This is a genomic window from Oryzicola mucosus, from assembly GCF_014534685.1.
Lineage (GTDB): Bacteria > Pseudomonadota > Alphaproteobacteria > Rhizobiales > Rhizobiaceae > Oryzicola > Oryzicola mucosus.
On sequence record NZ_JACVVX010000001.1, the window covers coordinates 1142687 to 1157765 of the forward strand.

At 61.6% G+C, this 15079-nt stretch carries 20 protein-coding genes; 12 read left to right on the forward strand and 8 right to left on the reverse strand.

Annotated features, from left to right (window positions below):
- Positions 1-10 precede the first annotated feature (10 nt).
- On the forward strand, positions 11-649 hold the full coding sequence (locus ICI42_RS05425) for an arylesterase (protein WP_188163466.1): 639 nt from the start codon (positions 11-13) through the stop codon (positions 647-649).
- Between the two features lie 125 nt (positions 650-774).
- Positions 775-1371 (forward strand): RNA 2',3'-cyclic phosphodiesterase, encoded by a 597-nt coding sequence (gene thpR, locus ICI42_RS05430; RefSeq protein ID WP_188163467.1) that lies wholly within the window; start codon positions 775-777, stop codon positions 1369-1371.
- Here the strand turns inward: thpR and ICI42_RS05435 are convergent.
- Complete coding sequence (locus ICI42_RS05435) at positions 1275-1775, reverse strand: low molecular weight protein-tyrosine-phosphatase (protein ID WP_188163468.1); 501 nt, start codon at positions 1773-1775, stop codon at positions 1275-1277. The two genes, thpR and ICI42_RS05435, sit on opposite strands and share 97 nt — an antisense overlap.
- Before the next feature lie 64 nt (positions 1776-1839).
- Here ICI42_RS05435 and ICI42_RS05440 point away from each other — a divergent pair, with 64 nt between their 5' ends.
- Complete coding sequence (locus tag ICI42_RS05440; RefSeq protein WP_188163469.1) at positions 1840-2136, forward strand: 4a-hydroxytetrahydrobiopterin dehydratase; 297 nt, start codon at positions 1840-1842, stop codon at positions 2134-2136.
- Between the two features lie 62 nt (positions 2137-2198).
- Positions 2199-2564: a YkvA family protein gene (locus ICI42_RS05445; RefSeq protein ID WP_188163470.1), complete on the forward strand. Its 366-nt coding sequence runs from the start codon at positions 2199-2201 to the stop codon at positions 2562-2564.
- Between the two features lie 3 nt (positions 2565-2567).
- Here the strand turns inward: ICI42_RS05445 and ICI42_RS05450 are convergent, their stop codons facing one another.
- Complete coding sequence (locus ICI42_RS05450; protein ID WP_188163471.1) at positions 2568-3146, reverse strand: sigma-70 family RNA polymerase sigma factor; 579 nt, start codon at positions 3144-3146, stop codon at positions 2568-2570.
- A 317-nt stretch (positions 3147-3463) separates the two neighbouring features.
- Here ICI42_RS05450 and ICI42_RS05455 point away from each other — a divergent pair, with 317 nt between their 5' ends.
- The gene (locus ICI42_RS05455; protein WP_188163472.1) at positions 3464-3967 is read left to right on the forward strand and encodes an invasion associated locus B family protein; all 504 of its coding nucleotides are present in this window, start codon (positions 3464-3466) and stop codon (positions 3965-3967) included.
- 47 nt (positions 3968-4014) lie between these two features.
- Here ICI42_RS05455 and ICI42_RS05460 read toward each other — a convergent pair whose 3' ends face one another.
- Positions 4015-5376: a chloride channel protein gene (locus ICI42_RS05460; RefSeq protein ID WP_230980154.1), complete on the reverse strand. Its 1362-nt coding sequence runs from the start codon at positions 5374-5376 to the stop codon at positions 4015-4017.
- 179 nt (positions 5377-5555) lie between these two features.
- Between ICI42_RS05460 and rlmN the strand changes: the two genes are divergently transcribed.
- Positions 5556-6788: a 23S rRNA (adenine(2503)-C(2))-methyltransferase RlmN gene (rlmN, locus tag ICI42_RS05465; protein WP_188163473.1), complete on the forward strand. Its 1233-nt coding sequence runs from the start codon at positions 5556-5558 to the stop codon at positions 6786-6788.
- Between the two features lie 34 nt (positions 6789-6822).
- Positions 6823-7257 (forward strand): hypothetical protein, encoded by a 435-nt coding sequence (locus tag ICI42_RS05470; protein ID WP_188163474.1) that lies wholly within the window; start codon positions 6823-6825, stop codon positions 7255-7257.
- A gap of 33 nt (positions 7258-7290) precedes the next feature.
- On the opposite strand, the gene ICI42_RS05475 is transcribed toward ICI42_RS05470, so the two are convergent.
- On the reverse strand, positions 7291-7932 hold the full coding sequence (locus tag ICI42_RS05475; RefSeq protein ID WP_188163475.1) for a LysE family translocator: 642 nt from the start codon (positions 7930-7932) through the stop codon (positions 7291-7293).
- A 188-nt stretch (positions 7933-8120) separates the two neighbouring features.
- Here ICI42_RS05475 and leuD point away from each other — a divergent pair, with 188 nt between their 5' ends.
- The gene (gene leuD, locus ICI42_RS05480) at positions 8121-8726 is read left to right on the forward strand and encodes a 3-isopropylmalate dehydratase small subunit (protein WP_188163476.1); all 606 of its coding nucleotides are present in this window, start codon (positions 8121-8123) and stop codon (positions 8724-8726) included.
- 32 nt (positions 8727-8758) lie between these two features.
- Positions 8759-9589, forward strand: coding sequence for a hypothetical protein (locus tag ICI42_RS05485; protein WP_188163477.1), 831 nt, complete (start codon positions 8759-8761; stop codon positions 9587-9589).
- Positions 9590-9607: 18 nt separating this feature from the next.
- On the opposite strand, the gene ICI42_RS05490 is transcribed toward ICI42_RS05485, so the two are convergent.
- Both ICI42_RS05490 and ICI42_RS05495 read right to left on the reverse strand, forming a co-directional pair.
- The gene (locus ICI42_RS05490) at positions 9608-10651 is read right to left on the reverse strand and encodes a TraB/GumN family protein (protein WP_188163478.1); all 1044 of its coding nucleotides are present in this window, start codon (positions 10649-10651) and stop codon (positions 9608-9610) included.
- A 24-nt stretch (positions 10652-10675) separates the two neighbouring features.
- Positions 10676-11611 carry a tyrosine recombinase XerC gene (locus ICI42_RS05495; protein WP_188163479.1) on the reverse strand — a complete coding sequence of 312 codons (936 nt, stop codon included), beginning with the start codon at positions 11609-11611 and terminating at the stop codon, positions 10676-10678.
- Between the two features lie 87 nt (positions 11612-11698).
- On the opposite strand from ICI42_RS05495, the gene rimM reads away from it, so the two are divergent.
- Entirely contained in the window at positions 11699-12268 is a 570-nt protein-coding gene (gene rimM, locus ICI42_RS05500) for a ribosome maturation factor RimM (protein WP_188163480.1), read from the forward strand.
- Positions 12265-12966 (forward strand): tRNA (guanosine(37)-N1)-methyltransferase TrmD, encoded by a 702-nt coding sequence (gene trmD, locus ICI42_RS05505; RefSeq protein ID WP_188163734.1) that lies wholly within the window; start codon positions 12265-12267, stop codon positions 12964-12966. The genes rimM and trmD overlap by 4 nt, the downstream gene beginning before the upstream one ends.
- Here the strand turns inward: trmD and ICI42_RS05510 are convergent.
- The gene (locus ICI42_RS05510; RefSeq protein ID WP_188163481.1) at positions 12948-13703 is read right to left on the reverse strand and encodes a sulfite exporter TauE/SafE family protein; all 756 of its coding nucleotides are present in this window, start codon (positions 13701-13703) and stop codon (positions 12948-12950) included. The two genes, trmD and ICI42_RS05510, sit on opposite strands and share 19 nt — an antisense overlap.
- A 307-nt stretch (positions 13704-14010) precedes the next feature.
- Here ICI42_RS05510 and rplS point away from each other — a divergent pair, with 307 nt between their 5' ends.
- Entirely contained in the window at positions 14011-14547 is a 537-nt protein-coding gene (gene rplS / locus ICI42_RS05515; RefSeq protein ID WP_188163482.1) for a 50S ribosomal protein L19, read from the forward strand.
- 243 nt (positions 14548-14790) lie between these two features.
- Here rplS and rpmE read toward each other — a convergent pair whose 3' ends face one another.
- Positions 14791-15012 (reverse strand): 50S ribosomal protein L31, encoded by a 222-nt coding sequence (gene rpmE / locus ICI42_RS05520; RefSeq protein ID WP_188163483.1) that lies wholly within the window; start codon positions 15010-15012, stop codon positions 14791-14793.
- Between the last annotated feature and the right edge of the window lie 67 nt (positions 15013-15079).

The window sequence follows — 15079 nt, forward strand, 5'->3', positions numbered from 1 at the left end:
GACGCAGCCTATGGCTTTCAAACACCTGATCTTCGGCCTGTTCGCATTTGCCGCATCCCTTGCTCTGTCGCCGGCTTACGCAAAGACCGTGAAGGTGGTCGGCTTCGGCGACAGCTTGATGGCTGGCTATGGGCTTGGTCCCGGAGAAGGTTTTCCAGAAAAACTGCAGGCGGCGCTACAGGCTAAAGGTCACGATGTCGTTATCGCCAACGCCGGCGTTTCGGGAGATACGACCAGTGGCGGCCTCTCCCGCCTCGACTGGTCGGTGCCCGACGATACCGATCTGGTAATCCTGGAACTCGGCGCCAACGACATGCTGCGTGGCATATCGCCGGAAACAGCGGAAAAAAACCTCGACGCCATGCTGCGGCAGCTGAAGGGCAGGGGTATCGACGTTCTGTTGGCCGGCATGTTCGCCGCGCCCAATCTGGGTGCGGATTATGGCGATCGGTTCAATGCCATCTATCCGACGCTGGCCAAGAAATACGATGTCACGCTCTATCCGTTCTTCCTGGATGGGGTGGCCGGTGACCGATCCTACGCGCTTGAAGACGGTATGCACCCCAATGCCAAAGGCATCGACCGTATGGTCGAGCGCTTTCTGCCGACGATGGAGGCGGAGCTCGCCAAACAACGGGATGGTTCGTGAGAACACGGCATCTTACGCTGCGTCATCCAAAGTCTTGTTCGCAGTTGCAACAAAGCACTTGCCCCGCGGACCGAAGGATGATCCGCTGAGACCACGAACTTCGATTCGAGGAAAGGAGCCTGGCAATGCCGCGACTTTTCACCGCCCTCGAAATCCCGCGTGAGGCAGCGCTGTCGCTGTCACTGCTGCGGGGAGGGTTGCCAGGGGCACGTTGGATCGACGTCGAGAATTATCACCTCACCTTGCGCTTCATTGGCGATGTCGAAGGCCATGTCGCCGACGAGATCGTAGAAGCCATTGACCGGGTTGACCGGGCCTCCTTTTCGCTGACGTTGTCGGGCGTCGGTGCCTTCGGCGGCAAGAAGCCGCATTCCGTGTTCGCGGCGGTGGCGCCTTCGCCGCATCTGAACGCTTTGCAATCGGAAATCGACCGTATCTGCCAGCGGATAGGACTTCCCGCCGATCCACGGAAGTTTACGCCGCACGTCACCCTCGCCCGGCTGCGCAACAGCAGTCCGATCGATGTGGCGCATTACCTGTCGGCACGGGGCAATTTCTCCACCCTGCCATTCAAAGTCGGACGCTTCGTCCTGATGTCGTCGCGCGATTCCGTCGGGGGCGGGCCCTACATCGTCGAGGAAGCCTGGCCGCTTGCTGGCGAGATACGTCCGGCCGTCACCTTGTCGGCAAGCTTTTCGGATGCATCACGGATCATGCGGTAGACATCGGCAAAACCGTCGTCACCGCCATAATACGGGTCGGGCACGTCCTTCTGCCGGGCCGTCGCGTAATCGAGATAAAGCGCAACGCGCCCACTTGCGCCTTTGGGCGCCAGCGCAAGAAGATCGCTGACGTTGGAGCGGTCCATGCCCAGGATCAGGTCGAATCGGGAAAAATCTTCGGGCACCACCTTTCTGGCGCGCTGAATTGTGATGTCGACGCTATGCTTTGCGCCGATTGCAATGGAGCGGGGGTCGGGCAGTTCGCCTGCATGCCAGCCGCCTGTGCCGGCGGAATCGATCTCCACGTCGGTAATACCGCGCTCGGACAAGACGGTGCGGAACACGCCCTCGGCCAAGGGCGAGCGGCAGATGTTGCCGAGGCAGACGAAAAGGATCGAGGTCAAGGCCTTTGACTCCTGCTACGGTGCGTTATGTTCATCACAATGCCGATTAGCATGGATGGTTGATATGGCGAGAGACAAACTGGACGGCGAAACGATCACCCAGGCTCTCCTCAAGGTGCCGGAATGGACGCTTGCGGAAGAAGGCTGCGCCATCTCTCGCACCTTCGAATTCCGCAGCTTCAACGAGGCATTCGGCTTCATGACCCGCGTAGCGCTCGCGGCGGAAAAGATGGATCACCACCCCGAATGGTCGAATGTCTACAAGACGGTCGACATCCAGCTTTCCACCCATGATGCCGGCGGGCTCACCGAACTCGATTTCAAGCTCGCCGAAAAAATCGACCGTCTCAGCGGCCATTGAGCTTCATCAATCTTGCGTGAGGTCTTTGCCGTTCCCACATGATCGGACGAAGGAGTTAAGGCATGTTCGGTACCTGGGATTTTGCGAAATTCGGCATAGGCAAAGACGCTTCGTCCGACGAAGCAAAGGTCAAGGCCGGCTTCTGGCGGACGGCGAAACGTGCTGCGCGCCATGTGCCGTTCATGAACGATGTCGTGGCGTCCTATTACTGCGCGCTGGATAAGAAGACGCCACTGCGCGCCCGGGGCACGATGCTGGCGGCACTTGCCTATTTCGTGCTGCCTTTCGACATCATTCCAGACATGGTGCTGGGGCTCGGCTTCACTGACGACATTGCCGTCTTGTCTGCCGCCATCGGCGCAATCACCGCCAACATCAAGCCTGCGCACCGCATCGCCGCGCGCAATGCCCTGAACGAAACCGACTGAGTTTCAGTCTCTTGAGCCGACAATGACGGGGTCGCCTTCGAGAGCCTTGCGCAGCTTGGCGAAGGCGAGCCTGAACCTTGATTTGACCGTGCCCAACGGCAGGCCGGTCCTGTCGGCGATCTGGGTCTGCGAAAGCCCGAGGAAGTAGGCAAGCCGGAGCAGTTCCTTCTGCTCGTCCGGGAGATCGGCGACGGCAGCGCGCACACGTTCATCGGTGCGGGCCGCGTCGATCGAATGGTCCGGCGGCGTCGCTTCGCCGGGCCAGAGCGTCGGGTCGCTGGTGTCGAAGGTGTGGCTGCGCTCACGCCGCGCCAAATCGATGCGACGATTGCGCGCAATGCGGAAAAGCCACGTCGCGAGCGAAGAGCGGGCTGGGTCGAACAGGTCGGCTTTCTGCCACAAAACCCCCATGACCTCCTGTGCGACATCCTCTGCGACGCCGCTGCTCAGCCCAAGTTGCTGGAGATAGCCGTTGATACGCGGCGCAAACTGATGGAACAGCACCGCGAATGCTTCCGTGTCCCTATCTCTTGCGACCTTTGCGACAAGCAGGGCGTATGTTTCCTGCGACGTTTTAGTCATGTGCGGACATATGGGTGATTGCGCTGCAACCTGAGCACTGCGGTAAGTTCTGTGACCAATATGGGACGATGTCTAATCCTGTCCAGATTACAGCTTGCAACGAAAAGTCAAACTCTTGCCGTTTTCATGCTCTTGATCGTTTCCAGGGACGCGCCGGTTCAGGCTGGCGGATACGGGCAGCGGTACCAATTGGGGCAACTCATCACATTTTGCGGTGGGATTCATCGTTTGGTAACCCAGATTAAATCAAAATGAAGCAATCCGGCGACGGCGACAGCCGTTTCGCCCACCGCCTCATTCGAGATACGGGAAAAGAAATGCGCAGATTGATAGCAACCATGTCGTGCCTGGCAGTGATCGCGGCGGCAGCGCCGGCGATGGCTCAGTCGGCGACGAAGATCGGGCAGCACAACGCTTGGGGCACCTACAGCTATCAGGCACAGAACGGTAAGGTTTGCTATGTCTTGACGGTGCCGACGGACAAGCAGCCGCCCACCCTCAACCATGGCGATATGTTCTTCTTCGTCAGCCAGAGGCCCGGCCAGCAGGTCAGCTTCGAACCGCAGTTCATTGCCGGCTACGATTTCCAGACCAACTCGAAAGTCTCGGTCACCATCGGCGCCAAAACATTCTCGATGTTCACGCGCGGCAAGTCGGCCTGGGTGGAAAACGCAGCCGAGGAGCCGCAGTTGATTGCGGCCATGCGCGGCGGCGCCGACATGAAAATCTCCGCCAAGTCCGGGCGTGGCAACACCACGACCTATGTCTTCTCGCTGAAAGGCATTTCGGCCGCCCTGTCATCCATCCAGAGCTGCAAGTAAAAGCCGACAAATGTTTTGATTGAGGCCGGCCTCGCGCCGGCCTCTTTCTATTCGGGTGGGACCCGGCTGTTGTCCGAATCCTCTTTGCGCCGCTTGCGCAGTGCGTCAGCTATGAACATCCGCGACAGCGCGTGATAGAGCGGTTCGTTTGATATCAGCCGCGCCGTGCCATAGCCGAGCATCGACGCGCACATCAACGCGATGACATTGTCGTTATTGCCGGTCATTTCGAGAATGATGACGAAGGCGGTCATCGGCGCCTGTACAACGCCGGCGAAATATCCCGCCATGCCCAGAAGGGCCGCGCTGCCGATGCCGGTGCCGAGGATCACGCCGATGCTGCTGCCGAGCCCGGCACCGACTGCCAGAGACGGCGCGAAGATGCCGCCCGGAATGCCGGACGCCATGGACAGCACGCCAGCCACGAACTTTCCGATGAAGAACCAGGAGGGCAGGGGTTCGCCTTCGATGGCCGTGCGGGCCTGATCGTAGCCGGTGCCGAAGGTCGCTCCGGCGGTTGCCACCCCGATGATGCCGACGCCGAGCCCGCAAAAGGCAGCGATGATCACGTATCGTTTCAACGAATTCCGGCTGTTCCAATCTCTGATCCTGCGCGCAATCTTCAAGGAGAATGCGGAAAAGACGGCCCCCAGCGCCCCGCCGAGAACGCCGCAGATGAGCACGATGAACCAGTCGCTGCCCATGGCGATGGTTTCGCGCGAAACGCCGAAATAGGTGTACTGGCCGACCAGCGCCAGCGAGGCGAGGCCCGAAATAATGACGGTGCTGAGCACGAGGCCGTTGGCGCGTGCCTCATAGCTGCGGCCCATCTCCTCGATGGCAAAGACGATGCCGGCAAGCGGTGCGTTGAAGGCCGCAGCGATGCCGGCAGCCGAGCCGGCAAGGATAAGGCCGCGCTCCCGCATCATCCCGCCCCATTGCGCTGTTTTCAGCATGATCGCCGCGCCGACCTGCACTGTCGGCCCTTCGCGGCCGATGGAAGCGCCGCACAACAGGCCGACGATGGTCAGCACGATCTTGCCGAAGGCGAGTTTCAGCGACAGCAGGTGCGTGCGGTCTTCTTTCTCCGTCAGGTGCCGCGCGGCAATAGCCTGCGGAATGCCGCTGCCTTGCGATCCCGGAAAATAGCGATAGGCAAGCCATGCGCACAACGCGAAGCCTCCCGGCGTAAGGATCAGCGGCAGATAGCTCCAGCCGCCGGGGCGGTTGATTGTGCTGGTGAAGGCATTCTGCGCGGTATCGGCGACATGGGCGAAGGCGACGCTGAACACGCCGATGGTTATGGCGCCGGCCCAGAAGATGAGGCTTGGCCGCCAGACCCTTGGCGATGCCATCATGGCGCGTGAGCGTCTGAAAACAGCGCGGCGTGCGACAGGCTTGCGGGGCATTGCTGTTCCTGACGAAGAAAAGGCTTCTTTCGCTAGCACAGCCGGAAGCTTCGGTAAAACCTCGCTTCTGTGTTGGGCGTGACGCGGGCGGAAAGCTGTGCTATGGCCCCGCCTTCCGTTGCTTCGAACGCATTCCGTCCGATGAACTGACGTAAATCGTCCCTATATAAGCCGCTGCCATGACCTTATCGTTCGACCTGACCACCGAGGGTACCCGCGACGCATTGCGCGCCCGCGCGATGCAGCCCGCAAAGGACTCCTTGATCGGCCTCACCCGCCCGGAGATGGCGGAGGCGTTGGTCAAGGTCGGCGTGCCCGAACGGCAGGCGAAAATGCGCGTTCAGCAGCTCTGGCACTGGCTCTATATACGCGGCGTGTCCAGCTTCTCGGATATGTTGAACATTTCCAAGGATCTGCGCGCCACCCTTGACCGGCATTTCACCATCGCACGGCCGGAAGTGGTGGAAGAGCAGATTTCGTCAGACGGCACGCGCAAGTGGCTTTTCCGCTTTCCGGCGCGCGGCGCGGGGCGTCCGGTGGAGATCGAGACCGTCTACATTCCCGAGGAGGGTCGCGGCACGCTGTGCATTTCCAGCCAGGTCGGCTGCACGCTGACCTGCTCGTTCTGCCACACCGGCACGCAGAAGCTGGTGCGCAACCTGACCGCCGAAGAAATCCTGACGCAGTTGATGACGGCGCGGGACCGGCTGGGCGATTTTCCCGAGCGCGGCACGCCCGACGGCGCCATCGTGCCGGCGGAAGGGCGCAAGATCACAAACATCGTGATGATGGGCATGGGCGAGCCCCTCTACAATTTCGAGGCGGTGAAGACGGCCTTGCTGATAGCGTCGGACGGCGATGGGCTGGCGCTGTCCAAGCGCCGCATCACGCTGTCGACCTCGGGGGTGGTGCCTGAAATCGTCAAGGCTGGCGACGAGATCGGCGTGATGCTGGCGATTTCGCTGCATGCACCGAACGATGAGTTGCGCGATCTTCTGGTGCCGATCAACAAGAAATATCCGCTCCAGCAACTGATGGACGCCTGCCGCAACTATCCCGGCCTGTCCAACGCCAAGCGCATCACCTTCGAATATGTGATGCTGAAGGACGTCAACGACAGCCTCGACGATGCGCGCGCCCTGATCAAGCTGCTCAAGGGCATTCCGGCCAAGATCAACCTGATCCCGTTCAACCCATGGCCGGGCACCAACTACCAGTGCTCGGACTGGGAGACGATCGAGAAGTTCGCCGACTACATCAACAATGCCGGCTATGCCTCGCCGATCCGTACGCCGCGCGGGCGCGATATCCTGGCGGCCTGCGGGCAGCTCAAGTCGGAATCCGAGCGCATGAAGAAGACCGAACGCCTGGCGCTCGAAGCCATGATGATCGTGGGACACGGCGAGGATTAGGATCGATCCATGACTGTCGATCGGTCCTAGCCGCATGCTGCTCATGATCGGCAAGCTGTTCCACATGCTGATGGGCTATGTCGTGGCCACGCTTGCGGCGTCTGCCTTCCTCAACCTCTTGTTTCTGGGGTCGGCTGGCTTCACCGCCGAGGAGGCAGGTTGGGTGGCCTCTTCCGGCTCCATGATCGTCTCCATACCCTTCGTAGCGCTGTTCGTATCCTATTTCGCCTTCATCCCGGCGCTGGTGGTCATGCTTTTGGCGGAGATGATGGGCAAGCGCGACTGGCTGTTTTATGCCCTTGGCGGTGCGCTGGTGGGGATCGTCGTCGTGGGTTATTTCTATCAGGTCGGGGAGCCTTCCAACGAACTGCTCATGTCCGGCGCGCCGATAGCCGTCATCGGCAGCGGCATTGTTGGCGGGCTCGCCTACTGGTTCGTCACCGGCCGATTTGCCGGCAGGCTGGCGTAAGGACAAGGCGCCGCCGATACGATAAGGCGTTGTCTATCGCGCCTGCGCCGTGAGGATTTTCAACGCAAAGGCTGAAAAGACGCCTGCGAAGACATAGTCGACGATCCGGGTGACGCGCGGGCTCTTGCGCAGCAAGGCGGAGAAGCGGTCGGCGGCGATCACCATGGCGGCAGTCAGCGGCAGCGACACGACGATGAAGGATAGGCCGAGAAAGAACAGTTTTCCCGGCGCGTGCGGGTCGCTTGCCGAGACGAATTGCGGCAGGAAGGTCATGAAGAACAGGATGATCTTGGGGTTCATCAGGTTGATGCCCAGGCCCGTCGCCCAGTTCTTCATCAGCGAGCGGCTGCCTCCGGCCTTTTTTTCCGGTGAAAACGCCGAGCCATGGCGGATCGCCTGCCAGGCCAGCCACAGGAGATAGGCCGCACCACCGACTTTCAGCAGGATGAAGGCTTCGGGAGAGGCTACGATCAGCGCCGACAGCCCGAGCGCGACCAGCGATGTGTGGACCACGATGCCCGTCATTGCGCCCGCCATGCAGGCAAAGCCCGCGGCACGACCCTGCGACAGCGCGCGACCGACGAACAGCGTCATGTCCGGTCCGGGGGTGATCGCGATGATGATGGTGGCGACTGCGAATTGCAGCAGCGTGGCGATGTCGGGAACAAAGGTCATGGGCGGCACTCCAGAGCGCGGCGCAACCTATCCGATCGTTATTTCCCACGCCAGATGGGATATGCACTGTCCGTAAATCGCCACACGGCGCGCTTCGCTTTGATTTTTGCGCTGACCTTGTGTAAAGCGACTGACGCAAGCTGCCTCGGCAGCATTCAGAGCCAGATCGAAACAGTCGAGCCACAAACATGGACAAGTTCACGAAGCTCACAGGCGTTGCGGCACCGCTGCCGATCGTCAACATCGACACCGACATGATCATTCCGAAGGACTACCTGAAGACGATCAAGCGGACCGGGCTTCGCGCGGGTCTTTTCGCCGAGATGCGCCTCAATGAAGATGGCACCGAGAACCCCGATTTCGTGCTCAACAAGCCGGCTTACCGCAACGCGCAGATCCTAGTCGCGGGCGACAATTTCGGCTGCGGCTCAAGCCGTGAGCATGCGCCCTGGGCGCTGCTCGACTTCGGCATACGCTGCGTGATCTCCACCAGCTTCGCCGACATCTTTTACAACAACTGTTTCAAGAACGGCATCCTGCCGATCACCGTCAGCCCCGAAGACCTCGACAAGCTGATGGATGACGCCTCGCGCGGCGCCAATGCCACGCTGACGGTCGATCTCGAAGAACAGGAAATCCGCGGCCCAGATGGTGGTACGGTCAAGTTCAGCATCGACGAATTTCGCCGCCACTGCCTGCTCAACGGCCTCGACGATATCGGCCTGACCATGGAAAAGGCACCGTCCATCGATGTCTTCGAAAAGCAGCTTGCCGAAAGCCGTCCCTGGGCCTGAACGCCCCTCATGATTGAAGAGCGGAGAAGCCGATGTTCAAATTTTCGACCCTCTCCGCTCTTACGTTGCTGCCGCTGACTTTCGCCTCGCCGCTCCTGGCGCAGGCCGACACTGATGGGCCGGTGCCCTTTGCCGGCGGCGAACTGACGATCACCGAAAACGCCGACATGGAAAAGATCCTTGCCTTCAACGGCAAGGAACTGCTGCGCAACTACATGCTGTTTTATGACGGCACGGTCGAGGTGCAGGATATGCCCGTCGCGCTGTTTCAGGCGGGCGAGGGCGGCAATGCCTGCGGTCCGCAGACGGTGATCGTCTGGAAGCCCGAGGGTGGCGAGGTCCAGTCGGTGCTTGCTGGCGACGATTGCGGGTCGCCCCCGCCCGCGGTGACGGACGACAGCATCTATTTCGTTCCCTACCTGCTCCCGGGCACCACCTCCGATGTGCAGGTGTGGTCGCCGGACGAGGGCCTGCGCGTGGCCGGCTCGATGCGCTTCGTGCCGCAACCCGATACGGGCTGGACAGACCTCGAGCCTGAAAGCATCGACCATATCATCGACGCCTTCGACAATGGCGGGATTTACACGGCGGCCACCGGGCTTTTGGGCGACGACATGGACGATGTCGTGTCGAGCCTGGTCGTCGGCAGCGAGCCAGAGCGCCTGCCCTCGGGCGTCTTCTATGCCACCGGCTGCGTGCCGCATGCTTGCGGCGTTTCGGATGGTTTCATGGCCGTCGATCCGAAGGCGCAAAAGCTCTATTTTGCCCAGCAGACCGATGCGGAGCCGAAGACCTGGCCGGACCTCTCGGGATGGCCGGCGGATATCCGCGATGCGATGGAAAAGGGGCTGGCGAAGAAGTAGTGTGCCCGATGCACACCTCTATTCGACTGAGGTCAGCGTATAGCCTTTTTCACGCAGCAACTCGACGACACCTTCCTGTCCAGGAAGGTGCAGAGCCCCGACAGCAATAAATGCATTTCCGTCTTCGAGGAACGGAGTCGCCCGGTCCGCCATCGTATGGTTGCGCATAGTGATGATCTTCTGCTCGAAGGCCGCGTAGTCTTCCAAGGACGATTCGCGTTCTGGCACAGCGACCTTCATGACGGGCATGATCAGGGCTATCCTGCCTTGCAGATACAGTTCGAGCATCGTCTCGTTCATGTCATCCACGAGTGAACCTATTGTCGCAAGTTCGACCAGTCCTCGCATATGCAAGTCAAAAGGCAACGCCGCGATAGCTTCTATCTGCTCCGCGGCCGTCTCCAGGCCGTCGATCTTTTTACCCTCGGCTTGCGCCTTTTTAGCCAGCATGATGTCGAGAGGGGCATCCCCCGCTATCATCGCGACCTGACATTTCGGCAAGGAGAAGAGCGAATTGAGTACCCAGGGCTTCATCTTCTGCACGCTGTAGGGTGGGATGCCGCGTTGCTGCAGAACTGTGCGCAGCACCGTCGCGTCGGCTTCGGACAGGTGCGAAAACAGCGTGCTTCCATCGGTGAACATTGTCAGTTCCGGGCGGCTGGCCGTCGCTCCAGCCATTTTCCTCGGGTCCAGAATATCCGTTGTCTCAATCACCACGGTGCCTGCGCCATTGAAGGCCTGCAGGACGCTTTCGGGCAGATCGAGGATGCGGGGATCCGCGACATGCATCGTGCCCATCAGCCACGACGGTTCAATGCCTGCCTTTTCGATTTTCCACAAACGGCCTTGCCCGTTGGGCGTCGCCGCGGCCTCAGCTTCTGCCTTTGCCAGCAGATCAGGCTTCGTGTTCCCAAGCTCTTCCACGAAGTTCTTGCCGGTGCATGCCAGCGCTTCCTGCGCCTGGGCGCCGCTCGCGCCCAGAAGGCTCAACACGATGCTCACCAGGAAAAGTGTATTCAGTCCGGCAAGCAGCTTTAGCGGTCGGTAAGGTGTGGCGTTCATGTCAGAATCCGTCGGCAATAAGGATCAGGCGCGGGGATGCGCGGCTTCGTAAATGTCGAGCAGACGCGCTGTGTCGACGCCGGTGTAAATCTGCGTGGTCGAAAGGCTGGCGTGGCCCAAAAGCTCCTGGATCGTGCGCAGATCCCCGCCACGCCCCAACAAATGGGTGGCGAAGGAATGGCGCAGCGCGTGCGGCGTCGCCGTATCCGGCAGGTTCAGCGCCGAGCGCATCTTGCACATTTCGCGCTGGATGATCGCAGGGTTGAGCTGGCCGCCCTTGGCGCCGACGAATAGCGGCCCGTTCGCGGCAAGCGCGTAAGGGCACAGGCGCTTGTATTCGGCGACGGCCTTGGCGGCGATGGGCAGCACCGGCACCAGCCGGGTCTTGCCGCCCTTGCCGGTGATGCGCAGCACGCGGTCGTCCTCCATGAGGTCGCCGGCCTTTAGCCCGAGCGCTTCCGAAATGCGCAATCCCGAGCCGTAGAGCAGCACCAGGACGGCGGCGTTGCGCGCGGCTATCCAAGGCTCATCGACCAGTTGTTCGCCTGCGGAGACCACCCGTCTGGCGTCTGCCGCGGTCAATGGCTTGGGCAGCGACTTCGGTTGTTTCGGCGCGCGCAGCGCCGTGGCTCCCGCGGCATTGACCAGACCCTGGCGTTCAAGGAAGCGCAGCAGCGAGCGCACGCCTGCCAGACCGCGCCCCAACGTCCTGGCTCCGGCACCCGCCGACCGTCGTGTAGCCAGGAAGCCGCGCAGATCGGCCGGGCGCAGGTCCTTGATGTCGGCAATGCCCGGTGCGCCGCCATTATGGCCGGTCATGAACTGCAGGAACTGGCGCGTGTCGCGCTCATAGGCGTCGACGGTCAGCGGCGACAGACGACGCTCGCCGGCGAGCGATTTGAGCCAGCTTTCGCGGGCTGCCTGCAGATCGGGTTTTGCGGCGATGAGAAATTCCTGCATTGGCAGCAAGGGTCCGATTGGAATAAGGCATTTCTATTATAAGTCAGTGTTGACTGATCGAAGTTAGCAACCGGTGAACCGTTCTCAATGCCCAAACTGCAAAATCCCATCCAGATGGCCGTGATCGGCGCCGCCCATGGCATCAAGGGCGAGGTGCGGGTGAAGACTTTCACCGGGGATCCGCTGTCGCTCGGCGACTATGGTCCGCTCTACAGCCGCGACGGCCGCGCCTTCGAGATTGCCGCGATACGCCCGGCCAAGGAGGTCGTGGTGGTCCGCTTCAAGGGATTGAGCGACCGCAACGCAGCCGAAGCGCTGGCCGGCACCGATCTGTTCATCGACCGCTCGGCCTTGCCGGACGATGGCGAGGAGGGCGAGTTCTACCACGCCGATCTGATCGGGCTCGCGGTGCGGGACGAGATGGACGCTGTTGTCGGCAAGGTGACGGCCGTGCAGAATTTCGGCGGCGGCGACATTCTCGAAATCGTTTTCCAGGGCCGCAAAGGCGTATTGATCCCGTTCACCGAGGCTGCCGTGCCAATGGTGGAGGTCGCCGGCGGGTTCATCCGCATCGATCCGGTCGCAGCAGGCCTTATCGATGACGGCGAGGACGAAGACGCGCCGGATCGCCCTTCGCCGCGCGGCGAGCAAGGCTGATGTTCAGGGCGACGGTCCTCACGCTCTATCCCGAAATGTTTCCCGGCGCGCTCGGCCTTTCGCTTGCGGGCCGGGCGCTCGAGGCGGGGTCGTGGTCGCTCGATGCGGTGCAGATCCGTGATTTCGCCACTGACCGACATCGCACGGTCGACGATACGCCGGCGGGCGGCGGTGCCGGGATGGTGCTGCGCGCCGATATTCTGGCAAAAGCCATCGACCATGCCTCACCCGAGGGCGACGGCAGGCCGCGCCTTTTGATGAGCCCGCGCGGAAAGCCGCTGAACCAGGAGCGCGTGCGCGAACTCGCCGCCGGGCCGGGTGCGGTGATTCTGTGCGGGCGCTTCGAAGGGGTGGATCAGCGTCTCATTGAGTCCCGCGGTCTTGAAGAGGTCTCGATCGGCGATTTTATCCTGTCGGGCGGCGAGCCCGCGGCCCTGGTGCTGCTCGATGCCGTCGTGCGTCTTTTGCCGGGGGTTATGGGCAATCAGGTTTCGGGCGATGAGGAAAGTTTCGAGAACGGGTTGCTCGAACATCCGCACTACACGCGGCCACAACTGTTTGAGGACATGCCTATCCCCGAAATCCTGACATCGGGCAACCATGCGAAAATCGCTGCCTGGCGGCACGAGCGCGCGCTTGAACTGACCGCCGAGCGCCGGCCCGATCTTATCGCGAAGCGTCAGCCGCGCCAGAAATAATAGCCGGCCAGAAGCACGCCGACGGCGATGACGAAGCCGCGTACGATACCTTGCGGGACGCGGCGCGCTATCCATACACCGGCATAGCCGCCAAGCCCGGCGCCCGGAACCAGGCATGCGGCATGCAGCCATGCAACCACGCCGCCCGAAGCGAAGACGGCGATGGCGACAGCGGCGATGACGATGGACAGCAGGCATTTGAGCGCGTTGATGCGGTGATAGTCGCCGCCTTCGGTCAGGCTGAGCGTCGCCAGCATCATCACGCCCATGCCGGCGCCAAAAAAGCCGCCATAGACCGACGTGATAAGCTGGGTGAGGCCGCCCGCCAAAGATGGTGTATCGCGCCGTGCCGGCATGGCGGTCCGCTTTGGCCGCAACCAGGGGCCTGCGGCGAAAATACCGGTCGCAGCCAAAAGCAGCCACGGGACGATCGCGCTGAAGGAGGCGTTGTCGAGCGAGATCAGCACAAACGCTCCCGCCAGGGTACCTATGCCGGAAAGGATGCACAGGATGATGGCACTGCGGCCCATGGCGCGTATGTCGTCGCGATAGGCGTGGCTGGAGGTGATGTAGCCGGGAAACTGCGCGATGGCGGAGGTGGCATTGGCCGAGATGGGCGGTACGCCTGCGAGTGTCAGCACCCCGAATACCAGAAACGTGCCGCCGCCGGCAATCGCATTGACGGCACCCGACAGGAAGCCCGCGCCGAACAGAAGCGCAGCAAAGAAAAATGTCACCGCGTCTCCTCCCGATGCAAGTCTTTGCTGTAGATGATTTGGGTCTTTGCCGGCAAGGTGTGCAATTGATGCAAAAGCGCCCGCTTTGGCCGAAATAACATGGCCCGGCAGTTGAAAGAGGCAGCAAAAACCTGTATGTGGCCGCGCAACTGGTCGAAGGTTCGTCCGGTCCCGTCAACAAGGACGGTGTAGTCGCCCCTGCTTTTTCGAGTGTGAACGAGAGAAGGCATAGCCGCGCGGTCGATGGAACTGCAAGGCGAGCGCCGGGCGCTCTGGCTGTCGGAAGAACAAGAAGAGGATACCTGATATGGATATTATCCGTCAGCTCGAGGCCGAACAGGCCGCCAAGATCGAAGCCAAGCGTACGCTTCCCGAATTCCAGGCCGGCGATACCGTCCGCGTCATGGTTCGCGTTACGGAAGGCAGCCGTACCCGCGTGCAGGCCTATGAAGGCGTCGTCATTGCGCGCGCAGGCGCCGGCTTCCAGGAAAACTTCACCGTTCGCAAGATCTCCTACGGCGAAGGCGTGGAGCGCGTTTTCCCGATCTACTCGCCGATGATCGAGGGCGTCGAGATCGTCCGCCGCGGTAAGGTCCGCCGCGCCAAGCTGTACTATCTGCGCGATCGTCGCGGCAAGTCGGCTCGCATCACCGAGAACACCAGCGTTCGCGCCCGCAAGCTCAACGATGCCGAGCGCGAAGCGCTGAACGCCGAGAAGGCCCGCATCGAGGCTGAGAAGGTCGCAGCCGCCCAGGCTCTCGCAGCCGAGAAGGCCGCGCAGGAAGCCGCCGAGAAGCAGGCTGCCGCTGATGCCGCAGCCGCCGAGACCGCAGCCGCCGAATAAGACTTCGCCCATCGGGCTGGATTACCGAAAACCCCGCCGCTTTGCGGCGGGGTTTTTTGTTTGTCATGGCGTATGCCTATCTGGACAGGCGACCGGCAGTCGTGCCGGCTGGGACCGGCAACTCGACGACCTTCCAAGCTTCGACGGACTTCCGGCCTGATCGTTTCCGCAACAAAAAACCCCGGCGCCAAGGAGCCGGGGTTTTTGGAACTGGAAAACGAAGCGTCTTCTGGACAGCGGCCGTTAGATGCCGAGGCCTTCGTAGCGCTTCTTGAACTTCGACAGACGGCCGCCGCGATCGAGCAGGGTCTGCGTGCCGCCGGTCCAGGCCGGGTGCGTGGTCGGGTCGATGTCGAGGTTCATCGTGTCGCCTTCCTTGCCCCAGGTCGAGCGGGTCTGGTACTCGGTACCATCGGTCATGACGATCTTGATGGTGTGGTAGTCGGGATGGATGCTGGTCTTCATCGGTTTGTTCCTGGCGTTAGCGGCGAGCCCGCGTGCAGGAAGCCTGCGGCGATGCGCCTCTTTCGAA

Excerpts from the sequence above, each read along its gene's own strand:
- ICI42_RS05425 (WP_188163466.1), top strand. The coding sequence starts at position 11 with ATGGCTTTCAAACACCTGATCTTCGGCCTGTTCGCATTTGCCGCATCC.
- thpR (WP_188163467.1), top strand. The coding sequence starts at position 775 with ATGCCGCGACTTTTCACCGCCCTCGAAATCCCGCGTGAGGCAGCGCTG.
- ICI42_RS05440 (WP_188163469.1), top strand. The coding sequence starts at position 1,840 with ATGGCGAGAGACAAACTGGACGGCGAAACGATCACCCAGGCTCTCCTC.
- ICI42_RS05445 (WP_188163470.1), top strand. The coding sequence starts at position 2,199 with ATGTTCGGTACCTGGGATTTTGCGAAATTCGGCATAGGCAAAGACGCT.
- ICI42_RS05450 (WP_188163471.1), bottom strand. The coding sequence starts at position 3,146 with ATGACTAAAACGTCGCAGGAAACATACGCCCTGCTTGTCGCAAAGGTC.
- ICI42_RS05455 (WP_188163472.1), top strand. The coding sequence starts at position 3,464 with ATGCGCAGATTGATAGCAACCATGTCGTGCCTGGCAGTGATCGCGGCG.
- ICI42_RS05460 (WP_230980154.1), bottom strand. The coding sequence starts at position 5,376 with ATGCCCCGCAAGCCTGTCGCACGCCGCGCTGTTTTCAGACGCTCACGC.
- rlmN (WP_188163473.1), top strand. The coding sequence starts at position 5,556 with ATGACCTTATCGTTCGACCTGACCACCGAGGGTACCCGCGACGCATTG.
- ICI42_RS05470 (WP_188163474.1), top strand. The coding sequence starts at position 6,823 with ATGCTGCTCATGATCGGCAAGCTGTTCCACATGCTGATGGGCTATGTC.
- ICI42_RS05475 (WP_188163475.1), bottom strand. The coding sequence starts at position 7,932 with ATGACCTTTGTTCCCGACATCGCCACGCTGCTGCAATTCGCAGTCGCC.
- leuD (WP_188163476.1), top strand. The coding sequence starts at position 8,121 with ATGGACAAGTTCACGAAGCTCACAGGCGTTGCGGCACCGCTGCCGATC.
- ICI42_RS05485 (WP_188163477.1), top strand. The coding sequence starts at position 8,759 with ATGTTCAAATTTTCGACCCTCTCCGCTCTTACGTTGCTGCCGCTGACT.
- ICI42_RS05490 (WP_188163478.1), bottom strand. The coding sequence starts at position 10,651 with ATGAACGCCACACCTTACCGACCGCTAAAGCTGCTTGCCGGACTGAAT.
- ICI42_RS05495 (WP_188163479.1), bottom strand. The coding sequence starts at position 11,611 with ATGCAGGAATTTCTCATCGCCGCAAAACCCGATCTGCAGGCAGCCCGC.
- rimM (WP_188163480.1), top strand. The coding sequence starts at position 11,699 with ATGCCCAAACTGCAAAATCCCATCCAGATGGCCGTGATCGGCGCCGCC.
- rplS (WP_188163482.1), top strand. The coding sequence starts at position 14,011 with ATGGATATTATCCGTCAGCTCGAGGCCGAACAGGCCGCCAAGATCGAA.
- rpmE (WP_188163483.1), bottom strand. The coding sequence starts at position 15,012 with ATGAAGACCAGCATCCATCCCGACTACCACACCATCAAGATCGTCATG.